15 protein-coding genes are annotated in these 25340 nt (G+C 44.4%); 6 read left to right on the top strand and 9 right to left on the bottom strand.

The window, feature by feature from the left end:
* The first annotated feature begins 171 nt into the window (after nt 1-171).
* Both HNR50_RS12750 and HNR50_RS12755 read left to right on the top strand, forming a co-directional pair.
* Nucleotides 172-519, top strand: a complete 348-nt coding sequence (locus tag HNR50_RS12750) for a helix-turn-helix domain-containing protein (protein WP_184747146.1) — start codon at nt 172-174, stop codon at nt 517-519.
* On the top strand, nt 512-1045 hold the full coding sequence (locus tag HNR50_RS12755; RefSeq protein WP_184747147.1) for a hypothetical protein: 534 nt from the start codon (nt 512-514) through the stop codon (nt 1043-1045). Before HNR50_RS12750 ends, HNR50_RS12755 begins: the two co-directional genes overlap by 8 nt.
* A 9-nt stretch (nt 1046-1054) precedes the next feature.
* Here the strand turns inward: HNR50_RS12755 and HNR50_RS12760 are convergent, their stop codons facing one another.
* The 8 genes from HNR50_RS12760 to HNR50_RS12795 all read right to left on the bottom strand — a co-directional run bounded on the left by HNR50_RS12760 (nt 1055) and on the right by HNR50_RS12795 (nt 16407).
* Entirely contained in the window at nt 1055-1426 is a 372-nt protein-coding gene (locus HNR50_RS12760; protein WP_184747148.1) for a hypothetical protein, read from the bottom strand.
* Between the two features lie 5 nt (nt 1427-1431).
* On the bottom strand, nt 1432-1683 hold the full coding sequence (locus tag HNR50_RS12765; protein ID WP_184747149.1) for a hypothetical protein: 252 nt from the start codon (nt 1681-1683) through the stop codon (nt 1432-1434).
* A 592-nt stretch (nt 1684-2275) separates the two neighbouring features.
* On the bottom strand, nt 2276-2596 hold the full coding sequence (locus HNR50_RS12770; protein ID WP_184747150.1) for a hypothetical protein: 321 nt from the start codon (nt 2594-2596) through the stop codon (nt 2276-2278).
* Nucleotides 2597-2688: 92 nt separating this feature from the next.
* On the bottom strand, nt 2689-12843 hold the full coding sequence (locus tag HNR50_RS12775) for a SpvB/TcaC N-terminal domain-containing protein (protein WP_184747152.1): 10155 nt from the start codon (nt 12841-12843) through the stop codon (nt 2689-2691).
* Between the two features lie 18 nt (nt 12844-12861).
* A complete protein-coding gene (locus tag HNR50_RS12780) occupies nt 12862-13515 on the bottom strand; it encodes a hypothetical protein (protein WP_184747153.1) in 654 nt (217 codons plus the stop codon).
* Nucleotides 13515-14267 (bottom strand): hypothetical protein, encoded by a 753-nt coding sequence (locus HNR50_RS12785; RefSeq protein WP_184747154.1) that lies wholly within the window; start codon nt 14265-14267, stop codon nt 13515-13517. Before HNR50_RS12785 ends, HNR50_RS12780 begins: the two co-directional genes overlap by 1 nt.
* Nucleotides 14257-15246, bottom strand: a complete 990-nt coding sequence (locus HNR50_RS12790; protein ID WP_184747155.1) for a hypothetical protein — start codon at nt 15244-15246, stop codon at nt 14257-14259. Before HNR50_RS12790 ends, HNR50_RS12785 begins: the two co-directional genes overlap by 11 nt.
* A gap of 36 nt (nt 15247-15282) precedes the next feature.
* Nucleotides 15283-16407 (bottom strand): tetratricopeptide repeat protein, encoded by a 1125-nt coding sequence (locus HNR50_RS12795; RefSeq protein ID WP_184747156.1) that lies wholly within the window; start codon nt 16405-16407, stop codon nt 15283-15285.
* Between the two features lie 735 nt (nt 16408-17142).
* Here HNR50_RS12795 and HNR50_RS12800 point away from each other — a divergent pair.
* The 4 genes from HNR50_RS12800 to HNR50_RS12815 all read left to right on the top strand — a co-directional run bounded on the left by HNR50_RS12800 (nt 17143) and on the right by HNR50_RS12815 (nt 24414).
* Nucleotides 17143-21528 (top strand): acyl-CoA dehydratase activase, encoded by a 4386-nt coding sequence (locus tag HNR50_RS12800; protein WP_184747157.1) that lies wholly within the window; start codon nt 17143-17145, stop codon nt 21526-21528.
* A gap of 96 nt (nt 21529-21624) precedes the next feature.
* Nucleotides 21625-22281, top strand: a complete 657-nt coding sequence (locus HNR50_RS12805; RefSeq protein WP_184747158.1) for a response regulator transcription factor — start codon at nt 21625-21627, stop codon at nt 22279-22281.
* Complete coding sequence (locus tag HNR50_RS12810; protein WP_184747159.1) at nt 22278-23702, top strand: sensor histidine kinase; 1425 nt, start codon at nt 22278-22280, stop codon at nt 23700-23702. The genes HNR50_RS12805 and HNR50_RS12810 overlap by 4 nt, the downstream gene beginning before the upstream one ends.
* Before the next feature lie 25 nt (nt 23703-23727).
* Nucleotides 23728-24414, top strand: a complete 687-nt coding sequence (locus tag HNR50_RS12815; RefSeq protein ID WP_184747160.1) for a hypothetical protein — start codon at nt 23728-23730, stop codon at nt 24412-24414.
* Nucleotides 24415-24438: 24 nt separating this feature from the next.
* On the opposite strand, the gene HNR50_RS12820 is transcribed toward HNR50_RS12815, so the two are convergent.
* On the bottom strand, nt 24439-25329 hold the full coding sequence (locus tag HNR50_RS12820) for a hypothetical protein (protein WP_184747161.1): 891 nt from the start codon (nt 25327-25329) through the stop codon (nt 24439-24441).
* Nucleotides 25330-25340 lie beyond the last annotated feature (11 nt).

Raw genomic sequence — 25340 nt, forward strand, 5'->3', positions numbered from 1 at the left:
CGGATAGGAAACAAGGCTTTTTTTATCCCCATCGACTCAGGGGTAGTAACCTTTATTCAGGTGTTTTTTTAAACAGTGTCAAGTAAAATATTTGAATCTTGAATGTACTTTAATGTTACGATATATTGCACACAGATGTCAAGCAGAACATTTCACCTGTATAATTTCCTTGTGAAAAATACTTTTAACAACAACATGGCTCTATTCAGAAAAAGAAAAGGATTGTCTCAAAGAGAGTTGGCTCAGATTGTAGGAATTTCTCACAGAACCATAGCCTACTATGAAGCAGAAACCAATAGTATTCCCCTCGACAAGTTGGAAAACATTGCAGAAGCATTAGGTGTACTTCCCGGAGACCTGGTCAATCCCGTCGATGAAAAGGTCAGAGAGAAAATTGAACTGGATCTAAAACTCGTGAAGAAATTACAACAGATAAAGCAGCTACCAGATAGGGATCAAAGAGCCATTTCCAATCACATCAATGCTCTGATCGATAAAAATAGAGGAGCAAATGGGTAAGAAAGTAATTTTCGGCCTTAACAGTCCTGTGGATTTACTCGAGAAAGTAATATCTGAAAGGTCAGAAATTTCTACAGTATCTACTGACATTAGTAACCACTACATGGTTATCAATATCATCCTTTCAGTCAATCATCTCTTCGATTGGGCTCTCAAGTCTGAGGAATACTGTTTGGACAAGAAGAAAGCTATTGTGGTTGAGTTAAATCCCTATTCGGAAACTGAAAGAATCCCTTGGGATTTCAAGGAATTATACAGTCAAATTGTACCTCATCCACCAGTCAACAAAGATCAGAAGCTCATCCGGGAACTGAGCAACAACTTCAAGCATTTCAAGCAGGAGAAAATCAATACACGGTTTTCAAAGAAATATCTGTCGGTCGCCGGGAATATGGTGGCAGGCGGGGCTACAGCCTGCTGTGGCTACTATGAAGAATATGGTTTCTTTGTCGATGAAGGATCATCAACAATCGATCTACTGGCTTCATTCGACCGAAGCATCTCCAATTGGCAGGCTGTCATCTAAAAGGAAACTCTAATTTAACTCCGACAACTTCACCTTATCATACCCGCCACGCTTCTTGTCCTCCGGGTGCGGCTCGATCCCGATTATCGTAATATCCTTTTGATCCGGTCCATAAACCCAGAAGATCCGACCGGCGGAAGGAGTGTTGTTTTCAAGATACGATTCCCAAACCTTCATTCCATATCGGCGACTTAAATCTGAAATCTCATGAGAGGACAGCCCCGGGTGTCTGGGATTCTGACTGAGAAAACCGAAAGCTTTCACCAGTTTCTTGAAGAGCTTCTGCTCTGTCTTGCTCAAACTCCCCTTATCCGCTTTTTTTGTGAGGTCATTCCAGAAGAGCTCCATCTCAGGAACCCCCATTCGTATGCTAAATGCCATTCCTATCAGTCTTCCAGGTATTTGGAAAAATCAATGGGCGCGGAGACTTTGCCCTTTTTCAGGTTCTCGACCGATTTGTCCATCATTTTCAGAGTGTTGGCGGAGATCAGGGTCGGATCGACGAGAACTCGGGGAATCATCTCGATTCGTCCGTCGTTAAACTCCATCACGTGATAGTAATCGTACTTGGCTCCACGGACTGTAAAGCGGTTCTTCGAGTCGATTTTTGTATCGTATTCTTTTAATACTGCACTCATATTTACCTCAACAAGTGGGATATCCCACTTACAAGATACAGCGGAAAAGAGAGAAATACAAGGTTTCTAATAGAATGTTGGGGGAAAAACACAGGCTGACCGCTGCTGGCCTATCCCCGTGAGGAAGTTCCGTTCCGGCCGTCCGTCACCGACAGAACAGCGGTTATAGTCAGCTAATCGCCATCCTGGCGGCAGCCGATAATCGAGGTTCTGTCGACTTCATCACTAAGAGTGAGAGATTTTCACAATCCATTCACGTGATAAAATCCCGTTTGAAACGCCGACAGAGCAGGGAAAAGATCCTCAGAATGAGGTTTTTTTACCAGGGCTGTCGGCGGATATAAAAGGTGAGGGTTTCGAAGAATCCCGGTGCTGTTGTAACAAATAACCGTTTTACAAAATATGCTGACAGTCTGCTAATTCTTCAATCTCAGAATCAACTGACCGCACCTGAACCACGCGCAGGTAGGCAGAATCTCCGTTATCGGGTGAGCGTCAGCGAACGGACCGCCGACAAGGACGTCGGCTGACGATAACGTAAATTCTGTCGAAGACCGGAGCCATGATGGCGGAGGGATGGACCTGCCGAGTTTTATTTGCTATCCTCAATAGTGCTTTCAATATATTTATTAAAATCCACATATGGATTTTCCATATCTTTCATTGAACTCCCTTTTACTCGAGTAAACGGATTAGCATTCATGTCCTCTTTAAAATTCCAGTTTTGATATAACGACATATCATCAATAATCTCAAGATAATAGACATCCTCTCCGGTATCAATGACTAAATATCCTTCATCATCAATAGAACCGGATGTAGCAAAATCAAACTGATGCTCGTTGAATGGATCTACAAAAATGACAAAATACTCATCGTCGTTAACCTTCTCTATTCCGAGAAATGAATCCATCTTTACATCTCTTGTATTATGACAACGCCAGATCCCTTCAAAAAGATCGGAACTATAAATATTGATGCTACATGAGATCAATAATAAGACTACTAGAAATCTGTTCTGAAGTTTCGCCAAGAAGAACCTCCGTTATTAGTAAACTTGAATACAGTATCTGATGCTCTCATCGTGTAGGGATTAACAAAGTTGGTACCATTCGCTATCTGAAAATGAAAATGAGGAGCAGTACTTGATACATCATTGTTGTTTTTCATTGGAAATGGCATTATCGCCTGGCCTGGTTTATACAGACCTCCAGAAATCCTTGACCAAGATCCTTTATCACCATGAGAGATTTGCATGTTTAAGTTTGTTCCAATGATGCTTAATGTCATTGTATTTGAACGCCCCTCATCAGCATTGGTCATTTGTGTGTAAAAAGGTGTTTTAGCCGAACCTCCAACACCGTCAATTCCAGGATGAGCAGTAGTTTGATAGTCACCTGTTAAACCTTGATTATCACCAAATCCACCGGTTTGAACTCCATTTGTTATATAGTCAGTTATATCCAAATTCCCTTCATCAATTACGGCCTGATTGTACTGTCCCATTAAATCAAGAATCTGATCTTTCAATACACCCAACTTCTCACCTGATTCTGGAGAATCATAATCTGGACCCATGAATATATCACGAAATTGAGCTTGTGCTTCAGTAATCTGATTTTGAAGATCATCAGTCAACTCACTCATTCCCGTAGGATCAATGTAATTCACAGGATTGTTTGAAGTATACGAATACCAATTCATCGATTGTATTATTGAAAATCCTTTCTGATTTGGGTTAACTAAAGCTGGTCCAGCCGGATCCACACTAATCCACCGCGACGTCATCGGATTCTGATACCGCGCGCTCATGTAATAAAGCCGAGTTTCCTCATCCCACTCCTTGCCGGTAAACCTGTATGGAATCTTATCCAGATCCTCAACAGATTGGTCCTCAATCCACATCTCTCCATAAGGAGTATACTCCAAATGCTCATACACCTGCCCGTCAGGATCGGTAATAACCGAGCTGCTGCCGAGATGATCACTGTGATAATAATAGGTGTTCAACGACTCATAACCGGTATCAGCCGAATCTTTAAAATTCAGTTTTGTTGCTATCCGGGTTTCTCCGACATAGATGTTCTTGCTCTGCCGCAGTCCCTCACTGGCCCACGTATCGGCAACACTCCACATGCTGTTGAAGTACATGGTTTCTCCCAGGTCGGAGTACTTAACGGTTCTTTCCCCTTCATGGTCATAGCTGTATTGAGTCCAGTGAGACGGATCAGTTGTTCCTTTCAAACGGTTTTCTTCGTCCCAGACATATTGACGGCTGTATACGTCATCACCAGAGCCGCCTTCATCCCGTTGCCAGGCAAAGGCTTTGTCAGCCATAGTCACGCCATCGCGATAGGTGTAATCAGCCGGATCATTCTGAGAAACTTCTCTATGACCGCCGAGACGTTCTTCTATGGTATTGCCGTTCAGATCGTATCGGTAATACATATTGCCGATCTGTTCAACACGGTGAGGAGCATCGCTGTAGTAACTGTAGAGACTATTGTAATCCAACGGGCTAACGCCTACAGAAGGACTGGTCGTCTCATTGCTGACCTTACTCAACATATTGCCGATTTTATCATAGGTAAAATCCTGCGTATAGTGACTTTTTAAGGTCGTAATCCCTCCATTTTTGTGATAATCATATAATCCTTCGGCTCCCGTCAATTGATAAAGAGAATCATAACTGTATTCCTGCCGCGTCGTGTGATTGTATGTATTGTTTTCAGTCATTTCGATATTGCCGGCTAAATCAAACTGATAGTTCATATTCTGATAATTGATCATTGAATTTTTCAGGCCGGTCCTGATTGATGTAAGCCATCGCCGCTCTTCATCATAACTATACTTGGTCTCTGTACCGTTTCCGTACTCGATATAAACCCGCTGGCCGTATTCATCATACCCAATGTCGTTTATATAGGGGAATTCTGTTCCGTTTTTCTCACCCACAGCACCGGTGATCTGCCCTCCTCTATCATAACTGTAGGTCAGGACCTCACCATCGGGATAGGTTATACTCTCCATACGGCCAAGATAATCGCTTATATAGGACATTCTGGCAATTTCATCTGTGCTATTAGGAGTCATTCTTTCTATGGTTCGTTCGATTGAAGTCACCTCTCCCATCTCTCCGTATTCATAAGTTGTTGTTCCCGATTCATTGCTTACCGATGAGAGTCGGCCGATATTATTTTTCGAAGGATCACTTCCATAACTGTAAATAACATCCTCTGATTCCGGATAGAGAATCCGGCTTATTCTGTTAAATTCGTCGTATTCGTATTCAATCCATAATCCGGATCGTCTCAAATTGCTGTTATTTTTCCGCCAGAGGAGCCCGGCTTCGTTGTATAGGAACTCCTGACGTCCCATATCGGGAGACTCGACTGAAAGCTGACGCCCCATCAGATCATAGGAAAAGTTGACTTTATTTCCCTCAAAGTCACAGCTTTCAAGCAGTTCTCCCAAGAGATTGTAATGGTATGACGCTTCTGTCAGAATCTGCTCTGAACTATCCCGCTTAATAATGGCAGTTACCATCCCCCGACTGTTTTTCCATGTTTCCGTCACATTCCCGAGCGGATCCTTCTGGATAATACCCATATGGACTTCTCCATCAGAGTACTCTTCTCCATTGCCCTCAAGGGTGTATTCTGCAATAGAATAAGAGGATATGATTTCGGAATCATCAGGTAATACGGCCCGGATGACCCTGTCCTGAATATCGTAATATTTTTCTGTGTTCAGCTTCGGATCCAGTTCCGTAGCAGAGGGGAAGTCCTCTTCGGAAAGAGGAAGCGAATAATCGCATTCTTCAAATCCGGTTTGTCCTTCTAAAACGGATCGACCCTTCCAGTCATAGACAACCCGGCCCGATTTACTCCAGCCTCTCAGTTTTTTGCCATCTTCCCGGGTTATTTCACTCTCTTTGGCTGTCTGGCTGATCCTTCCCAAACCATCGATCGTCACGAGAGTTTCAATAGTCTCATGATTGGATGGATCAAAGGAAACTTTATTGGAACTCAAAGCCCTCCAGGGAAACGAGTTGGTAAAATACTGATAGCTTACTGCCGGAGTCATTCCCGTATCATAAGATGTCCGGATTTCAACCAGTCTGCCGAATCCATCGTATTTTTTCTCCTGCCTGTTGCCATTTATCTCAACCGAGGCTGTGTCCAGTCCCAGACAATAATCCCATTCCATTGAGGAATCATAGACAGGACCGCCATTTTCATTATAGCTGAGAATCTGTTGGACATACTGATTTTGAACATCATCATAGATATACTCCATAGTATAGCCTACAGGATCGATAACTTTGGTGATGTTTCCGAACTCATCATACCCCAATTCCGTCCGGACGGATTCTCCGGAAGCATAGAACTGCTCCAGTGCCGTCATATTTCCTCTGTTATCGTATTCAGCTTCTCGTTTCCGCAGTAGCCTGGAACTATCTTCAGAAAGACCAGTCCATGTTTGGAGCGATTCGGGCAGTCCGACAATGTATCCGGGTTTGTCACAGTAATCTATCTCCAGATAATAGTTTTGAGTATTGTCTGCTCCTGCAACAGAGCTCTTCAGAGATTCGATATTCCCCTTTGGATCGTAACCATATTCTTTCACGGTCTCCATAAAATCGGAAGAATCTTCATCATAGGTACGGGTTGTCTCCCTCAGAAGATAATAAAATACCGAGCCGTTTCCTGACAGAAACCGGGAACCGTAGTCATAAAGGGTCTCTCTAAGAACATTGTTCTCACTGTCGGTAAAACTGGTCCTGATGATTTTTCCTTTAGATTCATAGGTTTGATTCAGATATTCATTTATCAGGCAGCTCTCGTCTACTTCATTGGTTGTAGTTACATATTTGAATCCCAGGAATTCCCTTTCATCTCTGTCATACTCTCCTGATTCATAGGAAAAGAGCTGAGTATAACTGTGTACACCAAGGCTTTCCGGATCATTCTCATATCCATCCGCCCTCGTCAACGATGTGAGAATCCATCTAGAATGAGGATCGGGAACGCTGTTTTCCGATCTGTCAAACCCGAGAGTGTAAGTACCTCCCTGAGGGAGATTGATTTTTTTCAGGAGTCCCACTGTGTCCATCCGGTTGACTCTGAGATGAAGCGCTGAATCTCCGGGAGCTTTAAATATATGCTCCGGTGCGCCATCGCCGTTCATATCCATCATTTTGACTGATGTTCCGGTTGTGGCAACCGATCCGTTCACCCCCGGCTGAATGGTAAAGGTAAGAAGAAGGTAACTGAGAGAAATCTTCACATTTGCTCCCAGATTCAGAGCTATTCCCGCAGATGAATTGAGTGTGTCATTAACTTTGAAGGGATTAATCTCATTATTTCGATTCCCATCAATCAGTTCGTCAATTTTTACAGCATCAGTGACTTCATTATCCGTCTCCATGGAGCCGATTCCCGAACTGGCCAAAGTTTCCATATCGGCGGTCAACCCGTTTATAAAATCCTGATCGCTGTAGGTCCATTCGGGACAATAAACTTTGGTAGTCTGCGGTGCGAACTCATCTCCGTAATTAAAACGGACTTCAAAATAATCCGTATCATCAACTTTCTTAACCTGATCGGCCAGACCGTCTCCGTTGATATCCATCAGTTGATAATCAGTATAGCTGACAGTACCGCTCAAGCCGGCACTCAGCCCTACCACACTGGCACCAAAAGACAATGTCCCCCCAAGGCTACCGGAATTAGAATGATTCAGATTGTTTTCCATTGCGTTATTCCAGTTCATCAGGGAAAATTGATCTCCCAGATTCATCATAGCTGATATATCACCGGAACCATTTCTTTTCAAATGATCAGGCAGTCCGTCGCCATTGATATCCTGCAATCCGATATTCTGACTCGAAGTTGTTATCGATCCATTGATACCAAAAGTGGGACCACTACCGGGTTGAGCCTTGGCAATTGAGGCCTTTACTTTTCCATTGGAAGAAAATACGACTTCCTCCGATCCGCCGCCGCCAAAGGAAATGCCGAAAGAGGCCGTATTATTTGTAAACGAATTAAGATGCGACCAGGCATCATCAATTACGGTTTTGCCGGAGAACCCGGACCCCGTTCCGGCGATGTACGTGATTTCCCCGTCATTGTCATTGGTTACCAGATCGGGGTAGCGGTCACCATTCATATCCATAAGGCTCTTGTATCCACGGGATACTCCGAAACTCATGCTCTGATTGATACTCGCGGCACTGAAATTGACTCCGCCGGATGTCGAATAACTGGCCTGAATATCCTGAAGAGTCTGCCCCCCTCCTCCGGAAGAACCTGTTACCGGAGTTTTATAGTAAACCGGTCCGCCTTTTCTCATAGGATGCCAGATATTCTCTTTTGTCATATAAGGGGCAAAATCATAATCGCTATAGAGAGTTTCCACTTCGCTGCCGTTGACAACAAGCTCTGAATCCTGAAAATTGGAAACCGATCCGATCCAGGTATAAGAGGTCAGAGCATCTCCGTCCATTCCCTCTTCAGCGACAGGCAGTTCATCCGGTTCTTCGGTATTGATATTGAGTGCGGCTGCAACCAGGTAGGGCGGAGGTGTTACATTATCAGTTTCAGCATCGGGAACGGCAGTATCCTCCGTCACCGGTTGAAAATCATATTCCTCCTGACCGATGAGAGAGGGATCCCAGTCATAAAATCCACTCCAGAAACCGTATGTCCAGTTTCGGAATCCCCCGTTTAAATACTCTTCCTTCTCATCAAAAGTACAATAAGCTTCGATGTCATCGGGAAGCTCTGATTCTGTGTATTTGTAGTCTTGACTGAAAAAGACGTCTACTTCACTTTCCGTATAGGAACCGAATTCTCCATTCATTTCATCAGCTCTGTAATCTTCAGAGGAATTAAAGACGTGAGTGGCCACCTGCTTTAAAACGGAACTGTTACCTTCAATAGAGAGATATGAAAAAACTGTGCATTTATCGCCGCTCTCAAGAGAAATGGATTGTCCGTCTCCAAAATTCACAGGAAGCGTTGATAAATCTTCATCCGCAGTCATTGTTTCCTGTGGGAATAAAGCATTTTCTCTATAGTAATATTCAGTTTTCATGGATGTTGGAATAAGTATATTCAGGTCATCGAAAAAGGATGCCAGAAAGTTCTCATCGCTGGAACTCAAACCGGAAGTGGCAAGATAAACGTCATTATCCTGAATGTAATAGGGAAATTTCTCTACGAATAAGCGATAGGAATCCATATTTTCAATTTTTTCAGTAATGGCCACCAATTCATTTTTGGGTTTAAGCAGATAATAGGTGCCATCATAACCTTCCGGTAACATTTCCATATCAACTGGAAGGAAATCATCTGCGGAAAATGCTGTCTGGCTATTGAGAAAACCGTCGATCTGGTCCTGATTCTGCAAAAAGAAGCCGTATTGCAGATCATCATTATCTGCAAAACCCCAATATAGAGAATCATCCCAGTTCGTGAAATCTTCAGCCATGGCCAGGACAAGAGAGACATAATCATCTATCGATACCGTTTCAGAAAGAAGATAATTACCTGAATCGCCATTAAACAGATAGTTATCGGCATAGATAGCATAAGCTTCTTCCGCCTCCTCATAGGCCGTCAAGGCATCCGCTAAAGGTGTTTCCAGAGCATCACGGGCTTCAATCAATAGATCGACAGCTTCCTGAAAGGGAATGATATCCTCTTCTGTCAGATTGGCATCAGCCAGAGCGGCATCAAGGGCGTCCTGAGCTTCGGACAGATCAATCAGAACCTGATCATATTCACCCAGCATGGTTTCGTAAGAACCTTTTTTAGTGAGATAATCCAGTTCGAAAGGGTCTGCCAGGTCATGATAATAAGAGGAAGAAAGCGATTCAATAAAATGAAGAACAGGCTCTTCTCCATCACGGACAATAGGCAGAATGGCATTTTCAAAAAGTTCCGAATCGACCATATCAGGATATTCAGCCGACGCCAGAGTATAAATATGTTCAACCTGATTCCTGGTAAATGATATTTGTAAACCGTTCCTCTCGAAATCCAGCTCTCGGGACTGCAGATCGGAATCGATCTCCTGAAGACTCAAATGGCCCTGGTTATCCCTGTAGAGAAAGAAATCCCAGTATTTTTCATTAGATTCGTCAACGATTCTGTCCAGATAGATACGGTTATCCAGACCGTAAGATTTGCCCAGATCTGTTTCATCGGGAAAAGCGGGAATATCATTGAACAGAATGCTGTCCATTATATCGAATCGGCTATATCCGGTCTTAGGCAATCCTGCTGAATCCATATCCCAGAATTGCGGCGCTCCATTGAAAACAGGCAAAGCCATTTGGACCAGCTCGCCGCTGTCAAAAAGTGAGACCAATTGGCTTAAGCAACTTTTAATCTTTATGATTATTTCACGTTCATACCCTTTGTCGAGCTTCTGCAAAACAAACCGGTCTATCTTCTTATCGTAGGGATAGAGAATATGCATCCACGATTTCTGGAATTCAGAAGCCGCGTTGTATATTCTCCGGAACTGATCAAATGTCAGTTCGGGGGGAATAAAACTTCCCATGCCTGTTAATTCCAGAATCACTTTTTTCTTTGACTCATAGTCAAGATCTTTCAGGTCGCTTTCAGCAGAATCAGATAAAGCCCATCGATCCGGATCATTCTCATCTTCCTTAGCTATTTTTGAGTAGAAAGAATTCAGAACAGATGACGGTTGAACATATAATGGTTCCGGAAAATAAAATGAGGCCTGCCTGCGGCTGTTTCCCTGAAAGATTTCGATTGCCTCATACTCTATTTCTGTCGACCAGAACAAATCATCACAGTACGGATCTGAATTTTCTTCATCATTATCCTTGATATCGCTGCCCGAATCGAGGAGCATATAAATAAACTCTCCCGATTCCACAATATGATTTTCAGTGAAAGGTTCGCTATCCGGATCAGCAGACTCCACGTTATAGGTAACAGTTCCGTCATCGGGATACTGAACAACAGCGCGAACGCCGTCATCAGAACTGACTGATCCATCAGCCTTATATATTTTATGGGTTACATTAATAACACCCGGTTTATAGGCTTCCCATCGTTTTACCGGTTCTTCTACATAATAGGCTTTTTCATAATCATCCCTTTCTTTATCGGAGACCACCCTTACCGGTCCCTGCTCCATACCTTCAGACCAGGGAATGGATTCAAAATCGCCCTTGCCTTGAAAACGGGAAAAATTATTCAGACCTTTTGTGACCACATCTATAAATCCATCGCCATTGATATCGGACAAAGCGGATTTGGAATAGGAGTTGGAGTGCTGAATGGTCAAACCTCCGCCGACTCCGGCCGCCGATGCTGAAACGCCGGCATTAAAGGAATCCTGATCCCCTTTATTGAGAATCCCCGGAAAATTTCCAATATCTGCTGACCCGGAAAAGCCGTCTCCCCGATTGGTGATACCATGAAGAGAACTGCCGTTCTGCCAGACAAGATCGGGCAACCCGTTACCATCCAGGTCCGCCATTGTGCTGTTGCCCCAATTAAAAGTATGACTGTATCCGCCGCTCAATCCGAAGCTGACCAGAGGAAACCTCTCAACTCCCCAGAAATAAAATTTCCAGAAATCAATAGATAATCCAAGGTACAAATCCAGGCCTATGGAAGCGGAGCTGCTCTTTTCCATCGGTCGGGTCGTACCTGTGTACCAGGTTTCGGTTTTATCTCCGAACCCTTCAAACCCGCCGGATCGCTCAGGCAATGAAGAATACTCAAAACCATACTCATACAGAACACTGCCTGTCCCGTCACCTTCACTGTAGGAGGTCATCTGTGTCTGCCCGAAAATGTTGTACTCGTAATTGAAGGAATAAGTCCTGTATACCTGCCCGTTATAGGACAAATCAAGGGATTTCAACCGCTGTGAGAGCTTTGATATATATTTACCCCTGTTATCGATCCTGCGATCCTGCCTGGCTTCAAGTTCAAAATCCGCCGAGTACAATCCTTCATCCTGACCATGCCCAGACCAGCTGATACTTGCGGGATATGTATAGCCATCAATAGTTGTGTAGTGATAACGGACAAAATTCCCGTTACTGTCCCGTTTCTCCTTCAAATACCATGTATAAACCTGATTTCTATTATTACCGTTCCAGGCATCATCTGTTCCGTAAATGCTGACCGTTCCGACCTTATCGGTCACTTTCCACCAGTCCGCATCGTTTTCTCTGTAATGGAAAATCTCTTCAAAAGATCCTTCGTTCCGTTTCAGATATTTAGACACATCTCCTGCGCTCTCCTGAAGAACCAGAGCCGCGCCATTCAGCATATAGTCATCGTCCCCATCATAATCCGGAAGCCCGAAACGGGTATCGGTTGTAATGGAGGGAATTGAAATATCAAACCCCTTGCCCAGCCAGCTGTTAGCACTATTGACATTGTAACTGAGAGCTAGCTGAGGAGTCGCTTTGCCCCGGCCGGGAGTCAACCGGAAAGGTACGGAAAATGATCCGCCGCCAAAAGGTCCCGGTTCCAATCCCTTGATTTGTGGAACTACCGAACCGGGGTCGGCAGCTTTCAATTCCTTAATGCTCGTCGGATTAAAATTGATGGGAGAGGGAGACTCGGGCAGAGTCAGTGTTGATGTAATCATATCGGTAAAGTGATTGGTCAACGCTGTAATCGTACGGTTGTCCTTATCCACCGTATAATCGGGAAGCCCTTCCCAGCATTTCTCATCTTCATTATAAAACCAAATACCCAGATTGGATAACTCGGTTTCCGATGTACCGGCGCTTCGGGAATAGGGCAGTGAAACCTTAATGTTTTTCTCAAATGTAAAGGGATGAGGACTGAACCGGTAACCCGACGCTCCCTCTGTCACGTTTTCCATACCCTGATTAAGCGACCGGACACGATTAAGCTTTTCTATGGTCAGTTCAACCGGCTCTTTTACAGCACCGGCGGGGATTTCCAGAGACACTGAGCCGAAACGGACAAGATGGTCTTTATCCGGTGTAATCGTGTAGGAAATTTCTTCCTTAACATCTCCGGAGGAATACACAGGCGGTTCCAATGCATAGACAAGAGGATTGCTGGTCCATAAAAATGATACGAGGACAATGAATGCTGATAAACGTGTTGCAGAATCTTTCATGGAAGCGGCTCCTGATTGTTATTGTTTTTCAAATTCGATTTTGACGGGGACGGAGGGAAAGTTTTCCAGAGGAGAGACGACAGCCAGATATCCGAATCCTCCGCCTGTATGTGCCTCTTCTGAAGAATCTTCAAATGAGTAAACTTCCTCTCCGTTGATTATAATTCTGTATTCACCTGTATCGATGGCCTCAACAGAGAGGATATTATTCAGGCTGTATCCATAGGAAAGGGAATCGGAATCGGTCCACTCTTTGATATAGGAAAAAGTCCCCTGTTCAATCAGTCCGACACAAAATTCTCCGACTGTATTGATAAAAACGGCAAGGGCGGAAAAGTCAGCAGTTCCGCTATTCCTCTGGGCGAAAAACACACCATATCCCCCCAGTGAATGACCCGAATTTTTCGTCAGCCTTACAGCAAAATCGGAGAATACCGGAACTGGTATCTCCTCTTCTATCCAGTAAGTTGTTCCATTACCGGCACCGAACTCAAAAACGTTAGTGGAGAAAAGCCGAACCGAATCATTTAATTCGAAAAGAGTGTTCTCTTCTACAAACTCCGGAAGCTCAGGTTCAGGCGGTTCATATGTCGAATTACCCGTTGGAGAGGGGCAGGCGGTGAAAAATGACACTGTTACAGTCAGGATAAGAAATGGTAGTATCCGCTTCATCACAACTCCTGTTCCGCAGTAAAGTCAAGATCGTATTGAATAATCTTCCCTCCCCCGCTGCTGCCGGTCAGAATGTTGGCGCCGTATGGGTAGATGCAAAAATTAAAAATCTTGCTTTCCATGGTTGTATTGACGATGGTGATTTCCGATTCGCTATCCAGTCCCTGAGGCGTCTCGGGCTGGCAATAATATTCAAGCTCCTGGGATCCGGTACCCGTGTACAGAACCTGAAAGGTGAAGCTTCTCCTGGGCCCGACTTCCACAGAATACCAATCGCGGTCTTCAAGAATATGCTGCTTGGTGTTATCTGCGTAATATTGAACATTGGCCGAAAGATCGTAGAGAAAGGGCGTGGCGTTCTCTTCCCTGTCATTGGATTCAAATTCATCTTCCATTGTCATGCTGGCGACCCCGAGAACGGGAAGAGAAGGTCCGAAGGCTTCCTCGCCTCTCATTTTGACCAGAGTATAGAGATAGCGGCCCTGCTCAGAAACATCGGAATCAAAGAATTCAAGTGAAGTTCCCTGGTAAATTTTCTCATAAGTTCCGATATTGTCGTCTGCTCTATAAAGTACGTACTCATCGGCTCCGGGATCCTCTTCCCAACTGATTTTTATTTCCAGTTCTTCAGTAAAGGATTGAACCCACGGCTTTTGAACTTCCGGATCATCTATAGTCCGGCTCATATCTTCAAAAAGACTGGCAGAACATCCGGCAAGCAAAAACAAAAGGGGCATCAGTCTACTTTTCATCATTTTTCTCCTTGAAGTGAACAACTTTGTAAGAAATGGAAATTGAGGGTTTATAGCTGATCAGAAGATCATCATAAAAAGCGAAATCTAAAGCGTTGATAAGTCCGATGCTCAAATTACCGGCAACAGGATTGTAACCGTATGTGAAAAAAGCACTGAGAACAAAGGCTCCCGATGTACTGGTATATTCATCTCCGTACTTTCTGCTCTGTACCAGATAATCAATCTGATACCCGGGAGCGACTCCAAGCCGTAAACTGTGATGGGCATTCAGATCCAGAGAAAGATCCAATGGGATGGAAATCATAAATGAGTGGCTGAAAAAGTTTTCCACAGTCGATTGATTTCCCGCCAGTCCGTAGTCCAGCGATAAACCGAAGCGGGGATACATCTCATGACCGTTAAAACAGAAACGCGGCTCTGAAAGAGCCACAAATCCGCTCATTCCAAAATGAAAATATCCCATCATGATCTCATTCCAGGGTTCGAAAAAGATTCCCCGGTAACCGGGATTGATAGAGAGCTCTATATAACCGGGGGATTTGTCCTTAATCCGCCGCTTTTCTATGGCGAAGCGGTCATAGAGGTAGCCAACCAGCTTCCGTCCAGCTTCATCCATTAATAGAGAGGAGAGACCGGCATCGGATTTACTGTAGATAACAGCAATGACGCTATCCGATTCCCGCTCATAGAGGGAAAGCCGGACTTCATGCCAATCCTGCCGGAGTGTCAGAGTCCCGTAAAGTAAATAATCATAAGACTCTCTCATGGCCAAAGAACCGGCATCGATAAGGGAGGCAATAACCTTCCCGGAATCTATTTTGCGTAATTGAATATTATTGAGAGCATCATATATGCCGACAGCTTCTTTGAGTTCTTTAGAAAAATCTCTATCATCTGAATCCAGACCGGTATGATTATCAATTTTCAGGTCAGAACAAAAAACCTGGAGAGCGTTCAGATTTACTCCGGAAACCAATAATAATATTAGAAAAAACACTCTGCATTTTTGCATTTAAACACCGCCTCCAGCCGATTTCATGGCTGTCAGTTCCTCATCGTAGGGAGAATCGGGATACCGTTCTTCAAAAAGACGGAGTTTCTCCTCAAAAAGCTTCTCTTTCCCACGACTGAGCAGAGAGCTGAGATAGAAATAGAACACATCCGCATCTCCGCCTCTTTCTTCAACGGATCGATAGAAATCCTCAACTTGACGGTACTGTCCTGTCTCAACAGACAAGCGCGCCATTTTTCCATAGAGGCTTTTTATTTCTCTATCTTCTTCAACACTGAACCCGTCATATTCCCTCAGAGCGGCTTGCCATTGAGACAAAGCTCCTCCGGACTCTCCCTTTAAATAGAGAAGATCTCCCAGAGATGTGGCTATATGGGGGTCGTAATTCAGTTGAAGAGATTTTTCAAAGGCTTGTTGAGACAAAGTGAAAGCTTGATTCTTCCAATAGATTTCACCGGCCAGGTTGAGGGAGACCACAGATTCTCCATCGAGAGAAAGAGAGGCCTCAATAGCTTCGACAGCATTACCCACTTGATCGCTGTCCAAATAAGAACGGGCAAGACTGTTGAAATAGAAGGGATTTTCAGGCTTAAGCCGGGTGAGTCTATTATAAAGGTATACAGCTTTACTGTAATCACCCTCTTTAAGACTTATCCTGGCCAGTAGAGTGTAGGCTTCTTCATTAAAAGGCTCCTGTTCCACAAGCTCTTCGAGATAGCTACTCGATGAAACAAGATCTCCTTCTTCGAAAAAGATTTCCCCCAGAGTCATTAATGCTCTGCCGTCATCGGGATGTTCTTCCAGACGGACAATAGCCCACTCTTTTTCTCCCTTTAGGAAATTTTCTTCTGGAGGAACAACCGGTTCTGATTGAATATTTGAAGTCAAAGAACTGATTTTTTCTTCCAACACATCAAGTGTTACAACCCGTCGCTCCAATGATAATACTTTCCCGACAGCTCTATCATGAAGCGTTTGATTTTCGTCACGAAAACGTCCGATAGATACATTCAATGCCTCTAAGTCAGTCAGAAGAGCCTTGTTCTCTCCCTGGATTGTTGAAAGCTCCTCCCGAATCTGGGAATTCTCATCAATCTGTTGCAAGACTAGACCTGTTAATGTCATCAATTCCTGTTCAACTTTGCTATATTTTCTTTCAATAAAGGAAAAAAGAAGCAAAAGGATTAATAAACAAAAAAAGATTCCGAAATATATAAACCATTTTTCTCTTACATAGAGTTTCATACAAAAGAATAATACAAATGAAATGTTTCAATTACTCAAACCTATAAACAATTTTTAAATATTTAATATTTTTCAATCAAATATTCGACCATATGAAAGTAATAAATCAAAAATGAAACAAAAAAAACACATTGAAACATTATTATGATATATGATTTTCATTTTTACAACACTTATTATAAGAAATATTTTTACGAATAGCATTAATCCGGAATCAGTATAAGAAATCCCACATATTTCAGCCGCGGTTCACGTTTGTTGAGTACCATACATGGGTATTACAGGAGAAAGATCTTTATTGCTTCAAAAAAACGGAAATTTGTTTATTATTTTAAGATTTCCAGTAAAAAACAAACTTCAAATACCAGAACTTCAGACATTCATCCCTTTCATACCTCCAACATAGCCACCCCTAATAAATGACACATGTCACATTTGTTAATCAAAATTTTATATTTCTAGAGCGCCCAGAATTGGGTTAGAATCATTATTTTCCGGTAATACCAAAAAAACTCTTTGATTTTTTAAACAGTTTCGATACAATTCCTCTGATACTTACGGGTTTCGAAGCCAACAGCCCGGTGCCCGGATAGAAAAAAGTGTAAAGAGGATTTCGTGCACAGTTTAGGTATAAACATAGGTTCATCGAGCCTGAAATCGGTACTCCTGAAAAACGGAGAAATTATCTGGACTTCGGTTATTCCCCATGACGGGAATTTTACCGATGCCGTGAACAGAACTCTCGGTAGTCGGGAGATTCCGGCAAACTGTCCGACTCTCGTTACGGGAACGGAAGGTCGTTATCTTTTCAGTCTCAATAATGTTATTGAACCGCTCTGTATAGAGAAATCCCTAGAGGCACTCCGGGAAAAAGTCGACGCCATCGTCACAATGGGCGGCGAAGACCTCATTGTCTACACCATCAGCGATGAAGGAAAAATCGTAAACAACTTCTCTGGCTCCAAATGCGCGTCCGGTACGGGAGAGTTTTTCAAGCAGCAGCTGGGAAGAATGAATATGACTCTCAGCGATGTAAACGGCGTCAGCGATGACAGCCAGGTCGTTACCCTGTCCTCCCGCTGTTCCGTTTTCATGAAGAGCGATTGTACTCACAGGCTCAATAAGAAAGAATCGACACCCGACGATATCGTCGTGTCGCTCAGCAACGTCATGGCCGTGAAGGTTATCGACTTCCTGAAAAAAGCGGGAATCCGGACCGGAAGGGTTATGCTGACCGGAGGGGTGACCCTCAACCGGCACATCATACGCTTTATGAGAGAACAGGCGCCCGATATCGATTTCATCATCCCCGAAACTGCTTCTTATTTCGAAGCGTACGGCGCGGCTCTCCTCGCAGCGGAAACAGGAACACCCTACCCGGGAACCGACCGGCTTATGAAACCCGGTCAGGTCAAGTTCTCGAATCTGGACGACCTGAAATCGGCCATGGACAAAGTTTCCTATTTTTCCGCTGAAGAAACGAAACTGGTAGAAAGCAAGGAATATATCCTCGGTGTGGACGGCGGTTCGACGACGACCAAAGCCTGTCTGATCGACAGGGAAACCAATCAGATCGCCGCCAGCCATTACGGTCGGACCCACGGCGACCCGATCAAAGCCCTGAAAAACTGTATTGTAGAAATCAAGAAAAAGATTAAGGAAGATATAGGTGACGGGAAGATAAAAATCACCCTGGCCGCAACAACCGGTTCATCGCGAGAAATTCTCGGTGTTTTCCTGGAAACAGGCGGCGTTTACAATGAAATTATCGCCCACGCCTACGGAACCACATTCTTCTCGGAAGATGTCGACACCATATTCGAGATCGGCGGACAGGATGCCAAATATGTTCTGCTGAAAAACAAGGTGCCCATAGACTACGCCATGAACGAAGCCTGTTCCGCCGGAACGGGATCATTCCTGGAGGAATCAGCCCATGGAGACCTCAATATCGGTTCAGCCGCAGAGATCGGCGATATTGCCCTTCTGGCAGACAATCCTTTGAAATTCGGCGAGCACTGTTCCGCCTTTATCAATTCCGATATCCGAAAGGCCATCCAGCAGGGCGCGACCCGGGAAAACATCACGGCGGGAATCGTCACCTCCATTGTTGCCAATTATCTGAACAGGGTCGTAGGCAATAGAACCATCGGAAACAAGATCTTTCTTCAGGGAGGAGTGGCTAAAAACAAAGCCGTACCTCTGGCATTCGCCATGTTTCTGGACAAGGAGATTCTCGTTCCGCCCAGCCCCGAACTGATGGGCTGCTTCGGCGTGGGAATCCTGGCGGCTCAGAAAAATTCCGATGGTTTCCTCGATAAGGGAGATTTTGATCTCGATGCGATTCTGGAAACGGAAATCACTTACGATAGAGTTTTCACCTGTAAATCCTGCGACAACTTCTGCCCCATCCAGGTGCTTAACGTCAACGGACACAAATATATGTTCGGCGGACGTTGTAACAAATATGCCAACAGCCGCCGGAAAGTCGATGAATCCGTAAAGGTTATCGATTATGTGGAGCAGAGGAATCAGCTGCTTTTCCACGATTGCGCAGCCGACCAGGAGAACATGACGGTTAAAAGAGATTTTACCGTCGGTATTCCCAGAGCTTTTTCCGTACACACCATGTACCCGCTCTACTCATGGTTCTTCCATCAGCTGGGAATAAAAACGGTTCTCTCCACGGATATCGCCCACGACGGCGTGGCCCGGGTGGAAAGTTCCTACTGTTTCCCGGCGGAAATAGCCCACGGTGCGGTTCAGGATATACTGGACAAGGGTTGCGACTACGTTCTGGTTCCCCATTACCGGGATATGGAAAGTCTGGAGAAAGATGTTCATGCCAACTTCTGCCCCATAACCCAGAGTCTCCCCTACTACATCAAAAAAGCTTTCCCCGAAGTGCCCGAGGAGAAGTTCCTTCCCCTCATTGTTACATTCAAATTCGGAGAAGAGAAAGCTCTCGAATACTTCATCCAGATGGGCGCCCAGCTCGGTATCGGTGAAAGCGAAGTAAAAAAAGCATTCCGTTTCGCTTTGGATAAACAGAAGGATTATTTCAGACAGGCTTACGAACTGGGCCAGAGGGCCCTTGATGAGGCACAGCAGCAGGACAGAGCAGTCATCGCTCTTCTCGGCCGCCCCTACAATGCTCTTACAGCCGAAGCCAATATGGGAATTCCCAGAAAATTTTCCACGAGAGGATATTCCATCATCCCCTTTGACATCATACCGGTAAGCGATGAAGATATTTTCTCCAATATGTATTGGTATTACGGCCAGCTCGATATGAAAGTGGCTGTGAAGCTCAAGGATATGGACAATGTCTTCATTACCTATATCACCAACTTCTCCTGCGCCCCCGATTCGTTCATTCTCCACTACATCAAGTGGCTTATGGGAACGAAACCCTTTCTGATTCTGGAACTGGACTCCCACTCCGCCGATGCCGGTGTCGATACCCGGGTAGAAGCTTTTCTCGATATCATCGAAGGTTACCGCTCCAAGCTGAGCGAAAAGGAAGGGGACCGGTACGACAACGGACTGCGATTCATTAACAACGGGGAAGAGGAAATCCATCTTCTCAATGTTCATGAGGACAAAAAAATCCCGATCAAAAACAATAAGAAGGTTAAGATCCTTCTTTCCAATATGGGAAAACTGTCCACAGAGATCGTCGCGGCTATTATGCGGTCCAACGGCTTCGAGGGAATAGCCCTCCCCGGCGCCGATCAGGAAGTCCTCCGCCTCGCCCGGTCCCATGCCTCGGGAAAGGAATGCGTACCCTCCCATCTGGTACTGGGAAGCGCCTTGCGTTTCTTCAATTCTCCGGAATACAAAAAGGACGAGATCTACATGCTCTTTGTCCCCATTACGACAGGCCCCTGTCGGACCGGACAGTACTTCGTTTTCTACGAAAACCTGTTTAAGGACATGCAGCTTGAGAACGTGGTCGTCTTTACCATGAGCGCCGACAATTCCTATACGGAACTGGGTCCGGACTTCTCCAGACACTTCTGGAAAGCGGCGGCCGCTGCGGATTATATGAAGGATATCCAGACATCGCTCAGAGCCTGTGCGGTCGATCCCGCTTCGGCTCTGAACCAGTTCGACCAGCTGTGGAACCACCTCTGCGTTTCCGTCGAGAAGGATTTCAGAAATCTGATGCCCGAACTGAAAAAGGCGGCCGATGCCATCAAAGAGATTCCTCTGAAGAAAAAAATGGTCGACTGTCCCAAGGTTCTCATCGTCGGTGAGATCTATGTCCGCCGAGACGACTTTGCCGTTGATGAGCTTATCGAGCATTTCAGCCGGAAAGAGATTATTGCCAAAGTGGCCGGTATCGGTGAGTGGATCCATTACCTGGACTTCGTCAGAACCTACGACCTTAAAAAACGGCTCAGGCTTCAGCCCTGGTGGAAAAAATTCCTTAGCAAAGAGCGCTTTGATCTTATCAGGCTCAGCATTGAAAAAGCATGGAAACACAGCACGGAACACGCCATCAAGGAAGTCCTGGCTCCTACCGAGCTGATTCCCGACTCTCCCGATGATATGGAAGTGATGATGCGCAACAGCTCGGATCATTTCGTCAACCACGAACTGAACTCGGAGATTACCGTTTCGACCGGTTCCGCCGCGACGGCCATGCAGAGCGGCTATTCCGGCGTTGTAAACATCTCTCCTTTCGCCTGTCTGATCGGACGGGTTATAGAGGGATTGTACACTCCCTGGGCCAGAAAGCAGAACTTTCCCACCATGTCTCTCGAGGTGGATGGAAACCAGCTGCCGCCCAATATCATCAACAAGCTCAACATCTTTATGATCAACGTTCTGCGTTTCCGCGACAACCCGGGAATCGCCGAGCTGATCGAGACGGAAGAGCCGATTTACGGCCAGGAAGCATCGGCCTGCAGTACAGAAGCCTGCGGAACCGATTCCTGTTCGACATGCGGGACCGAGTACAGTAACTTCAACGAGTTCATCAAGAACGCTGATTGATTAGTTATTTAAGCAATATAAAAAGGCTGCCTTTAACCGGGTGGCTTTTTTTATTTTTTATTGAACTATTTTTTGACCGGAACTACAATTGTCAGCATGAATAACGTGCTTCTGGTTGAAGATGATCTGGCGATCAGCGATCTGCTGGAGATTAACCTTTCCATGTCGGGATTTACGGTTGAATGCTCTGACGGGATTCAGGCTGCCGCAGAACTGATTAATGAAAAAGAATTTTCTATTGTCCTCCTGGATCTCTCCCTGAATGACGGATACGGTCTTTCCCTGATCCCCGTCTGCGAATCTTTCAAAATCCCTGTTCTGATCCTTACAGCGGACAATTCCCTTAGAACAAAGATCAATAGCCTGAATCTCGGCGCTGATGATTATGTCGTTAAGCCTTTTGAAACAGCCGAATTGATTGCCAGAATCCATGCTATTCTCAGACGGTCGGGTCAAGTCGAAGGCCCATCGGAAGAAGTGATCGATGACATTATCATTGATGTGGAGAGAAGAGGAATAGTCCGGGACACAGAGGAAATATACCTGACTACCAAAGAGTGGCATCTGCTTCTGTTCCTGCTCAGAAACAGAGGATATGTTCTCAGCAGAGATGTGCTTCTCGACAAAGTCTGGGGTTACGATTATTACGGAAACAGCAGAACTGTGGATATGCATATACAGCGCCTGCGGAGCAAGCTAGGAACCGATAAGATTTCAACTGTCTATAAAGAGGGATACAGACTCGAATTATGAAGTTTCGTCATGCGGTGCTTCTTCAGATTATGCTGGTATCCTTTTTTTCATTGTCTTTGTCTGGAATTTCATTAATTCAACTTAACCACGCTTTCAATATAAAACAGGAATTGTCAGGTCTGCAGAAGGAAGCAGAAGTTCTCAGCCTGTTTATTGCAGAAAAAGTGGTAGAGGATTTCAATGAATATAGATTCAGCGAAAGCTTGGTATTCAAACTGCTGAGACCGGCGCTCATTGAAAAACAGAATATCTACTCCACTTGGAGAATATCTTTCAATGTAATTCAAAAAGGCGTTCCCCTTTTTAAAAATCCATCCTTCGATATTTTGAACTTACCGGAAGAGGTAAAGACTGCAGAACGGGGCGGCAATGTCTGGGTGCTGCGAAGGACCGGAGATTCCTGCTACTTAAGAGTCGCCATGCCTCTAGATATTTTCCGGGGAGAAACAGTCATTACATTTGAGAAAGAAATCTCCCAATTATTTGAACAGAGACAGAAACTGATCGGATATATGCTGATTTTTATATTGGCATTTATGTTCATATTTGTTCCTTTATCGCTGCTGCTATCAAGGACGATAACTCTGCCGCTTGAAAATATTCTTTCACAGATGGAAAATTTCGTCAGCGATAATAATTTTGATACAAGAAAGCTTTCGGTCTTTGAAGAGATCAGGCAGTTGCAGAAGCATTTCGCCAGTTTATCGATGGATATATCAAGTCAGATAGATTTCCTGAAGAGAGAGAGCGAATCGAAAGAGCTATTCCTTGCCAAAGTGAATCATGAAATTAACACGCCGATAACTTCAATAAAAGGCTTTGCCGATCTCCTTCTCCGTTCGCCATATGACGAACAGTTATATACCAAGGCGCTTAGCCATATAAGCCACGAAAGTTTACGCATCAGCGAACTCAACGGGAATCTGCAGAAATTGGTTATACCTTCCGATGAGTACCTCTGGGAGACATTTTCGCTAAATAGCGTTATAGATGATGCTGTCGAATCCCTCCGCTTTCTTTTTGAGAAAAAAGGCGTGAGGGTGGAAAGAGAAAAAACCGCCCGGAATATCCGGGGAAATCTCCCTTTACTGGTCACTGCTTTTAAAAACTTTATCCACAACGCTATAAAAGCTTCTTTCAGGGAGGGAATAATTTTTATAAAAGCCGAAGAGAGCAATGGTGAATTGAAGGTCTGCATCATCGACGGGGGAATCGGTTTTTCCGGGAATAGAGCGGAAGAAGCAAACCTATACGAATCTTTTTCCGGATTGGGTCTGGCTCTATGCGATGAGATTCTGCGCCTCCACAAATGCCATTGGCTAATTACCCCCCTTAAGAATGGCGGAACAAAAGTCTGTCTGGATTTTACAACTATTTTACAAAAAGAAGATAAATCTGATATTCCTGCGATTCATCATTAGAAATCTTAATTCGAAGGAAACAGTTATGAGAAAGATTTTCATTATTGCTTTTACATTCACCGCGATCCTCTGGCTCTTGCCCTCTTGCATTCAGGAAGGGAAAATTTATGAAACCGAGAAATCTTTAGTAAGTGTCATAGAGGACATTCGCGAACCGGACTTTATAACCGAAGAAATCTACAGCTACAAAAAGACGCTCGGTGTTGATCGCATCTTTCACACATACACCCTCAAAGAGCCGAGCCGGGATTATCCGGCAGATGAAGAAGAACTAATCAGAAATCTAGAAAAGATCAGGCCTTCAGTCTCAACTCTTCCTGAGATTCTGAATCTCTTCGGCAAACCTCCCCGTGTAATTATTGCGACTAACACGAGCTCGGAATATCAGAATTATCATCTCAACCTGCAATATAATGATTTCACTTTATATTTTGGATCGGAAAAGGAAACACTAATTGAAATAAGAATTGAGGATGAGACTTCAATTTATGCCTATGATGGAAAAATTAAATACGGACAGTCATTGGATTACGTTCTGTCCTATATGCCGGCGACTGAAATCATAGAAGGCGAGGAAATCGATTGGGAGAAATCAGGAGTACTTTTTAAAAATATTGAAGGCCGTGAAAGTCTGGCTTATATCGATTACAAAGATAAGCGGATAAGAATGTTTTTCAACAATAACAGGCTGTCGGCCTTGTACTTATATTGAGCTAAGCTCATCAAAGGAGAGGGATTAAAACAGAACGACATCCCGGGTAAAACTCTCTTCGATATGTAGTTCCGAATACTCATCTCGTAGAGCCTGACGCTCTTCCTCGACCGAGAGTTTATCGACAATCTTCTGAATAATCGTACTTGTAAACCGGCATTCCTTCAATGGAAGGGGGCCGCCGAGATCATTCAGATTTGTTTCCACATCCTCTTTCAGACTGATACATAAAACAAGTTCCCGGTTGAGATCCTCTTGCAGGATTCTCAGCCTTTTAAAGAAGTTGCTGTACTGCTCCAGTTCAAAGGAAAGCGTTTTAGTGCTTTTTACGGCGGACAGCACCGCCTGGTTATTCTTTTTATCTGAACGATCTATCTCTTTTCTGTCATTATAGAGAGCAATAATTCTCGTATGAAGATCGGAAAATCTCTGGTCCATTATATCGACCAGATCGGTCAGGTCGTTGTTTATGTGCCCCATCTGCTTTTCCAGGTTATTGAGCAGAAAGGAAACGAGGGTAAACAGATGGCGGTAATCTTCCTTTAATTCGGACGAGCCCTTTTTCTTGTCAAAATCCTCAAAGAAAGCTTCGTCCTCAACAATTATCTCACGGACATCCGTAACCGCATCGACAAGATGATTCAGCTGCTGATTGATAATATCCTGCCTCTGCATTTCGATTATGATTTCAAATATGGGAATCCGCACCTGTCCGAGATCCTCCACAAGGCTCTTAAGCAATTCGGAGTCATCTTTTTCAGTTTCCTGAAGAGTTCTGATTTCTCCAAGCCTGGCTTCGATCTGATTCCCGACTATCGGCAGATTTTCAGATACATGAATAAAAATGCGATTAAATTCATCGATATAAAACCCTAAACTCGTTGAAAAGGTTCCTAATAATCCGGCAATATCCATCAGGACTCCTT

The sequence above is a fragment of the Spirochaeta isovalerica genome (assembly GCF_014207565.1).
GTDB classification, from domain to species: domain Bacteria; phylum Spirochaetota; class Spirochaetia; order DSM-2461; family DSM-2461; genus Spirochaeta_F; species Spirochaeta_F isovalerica.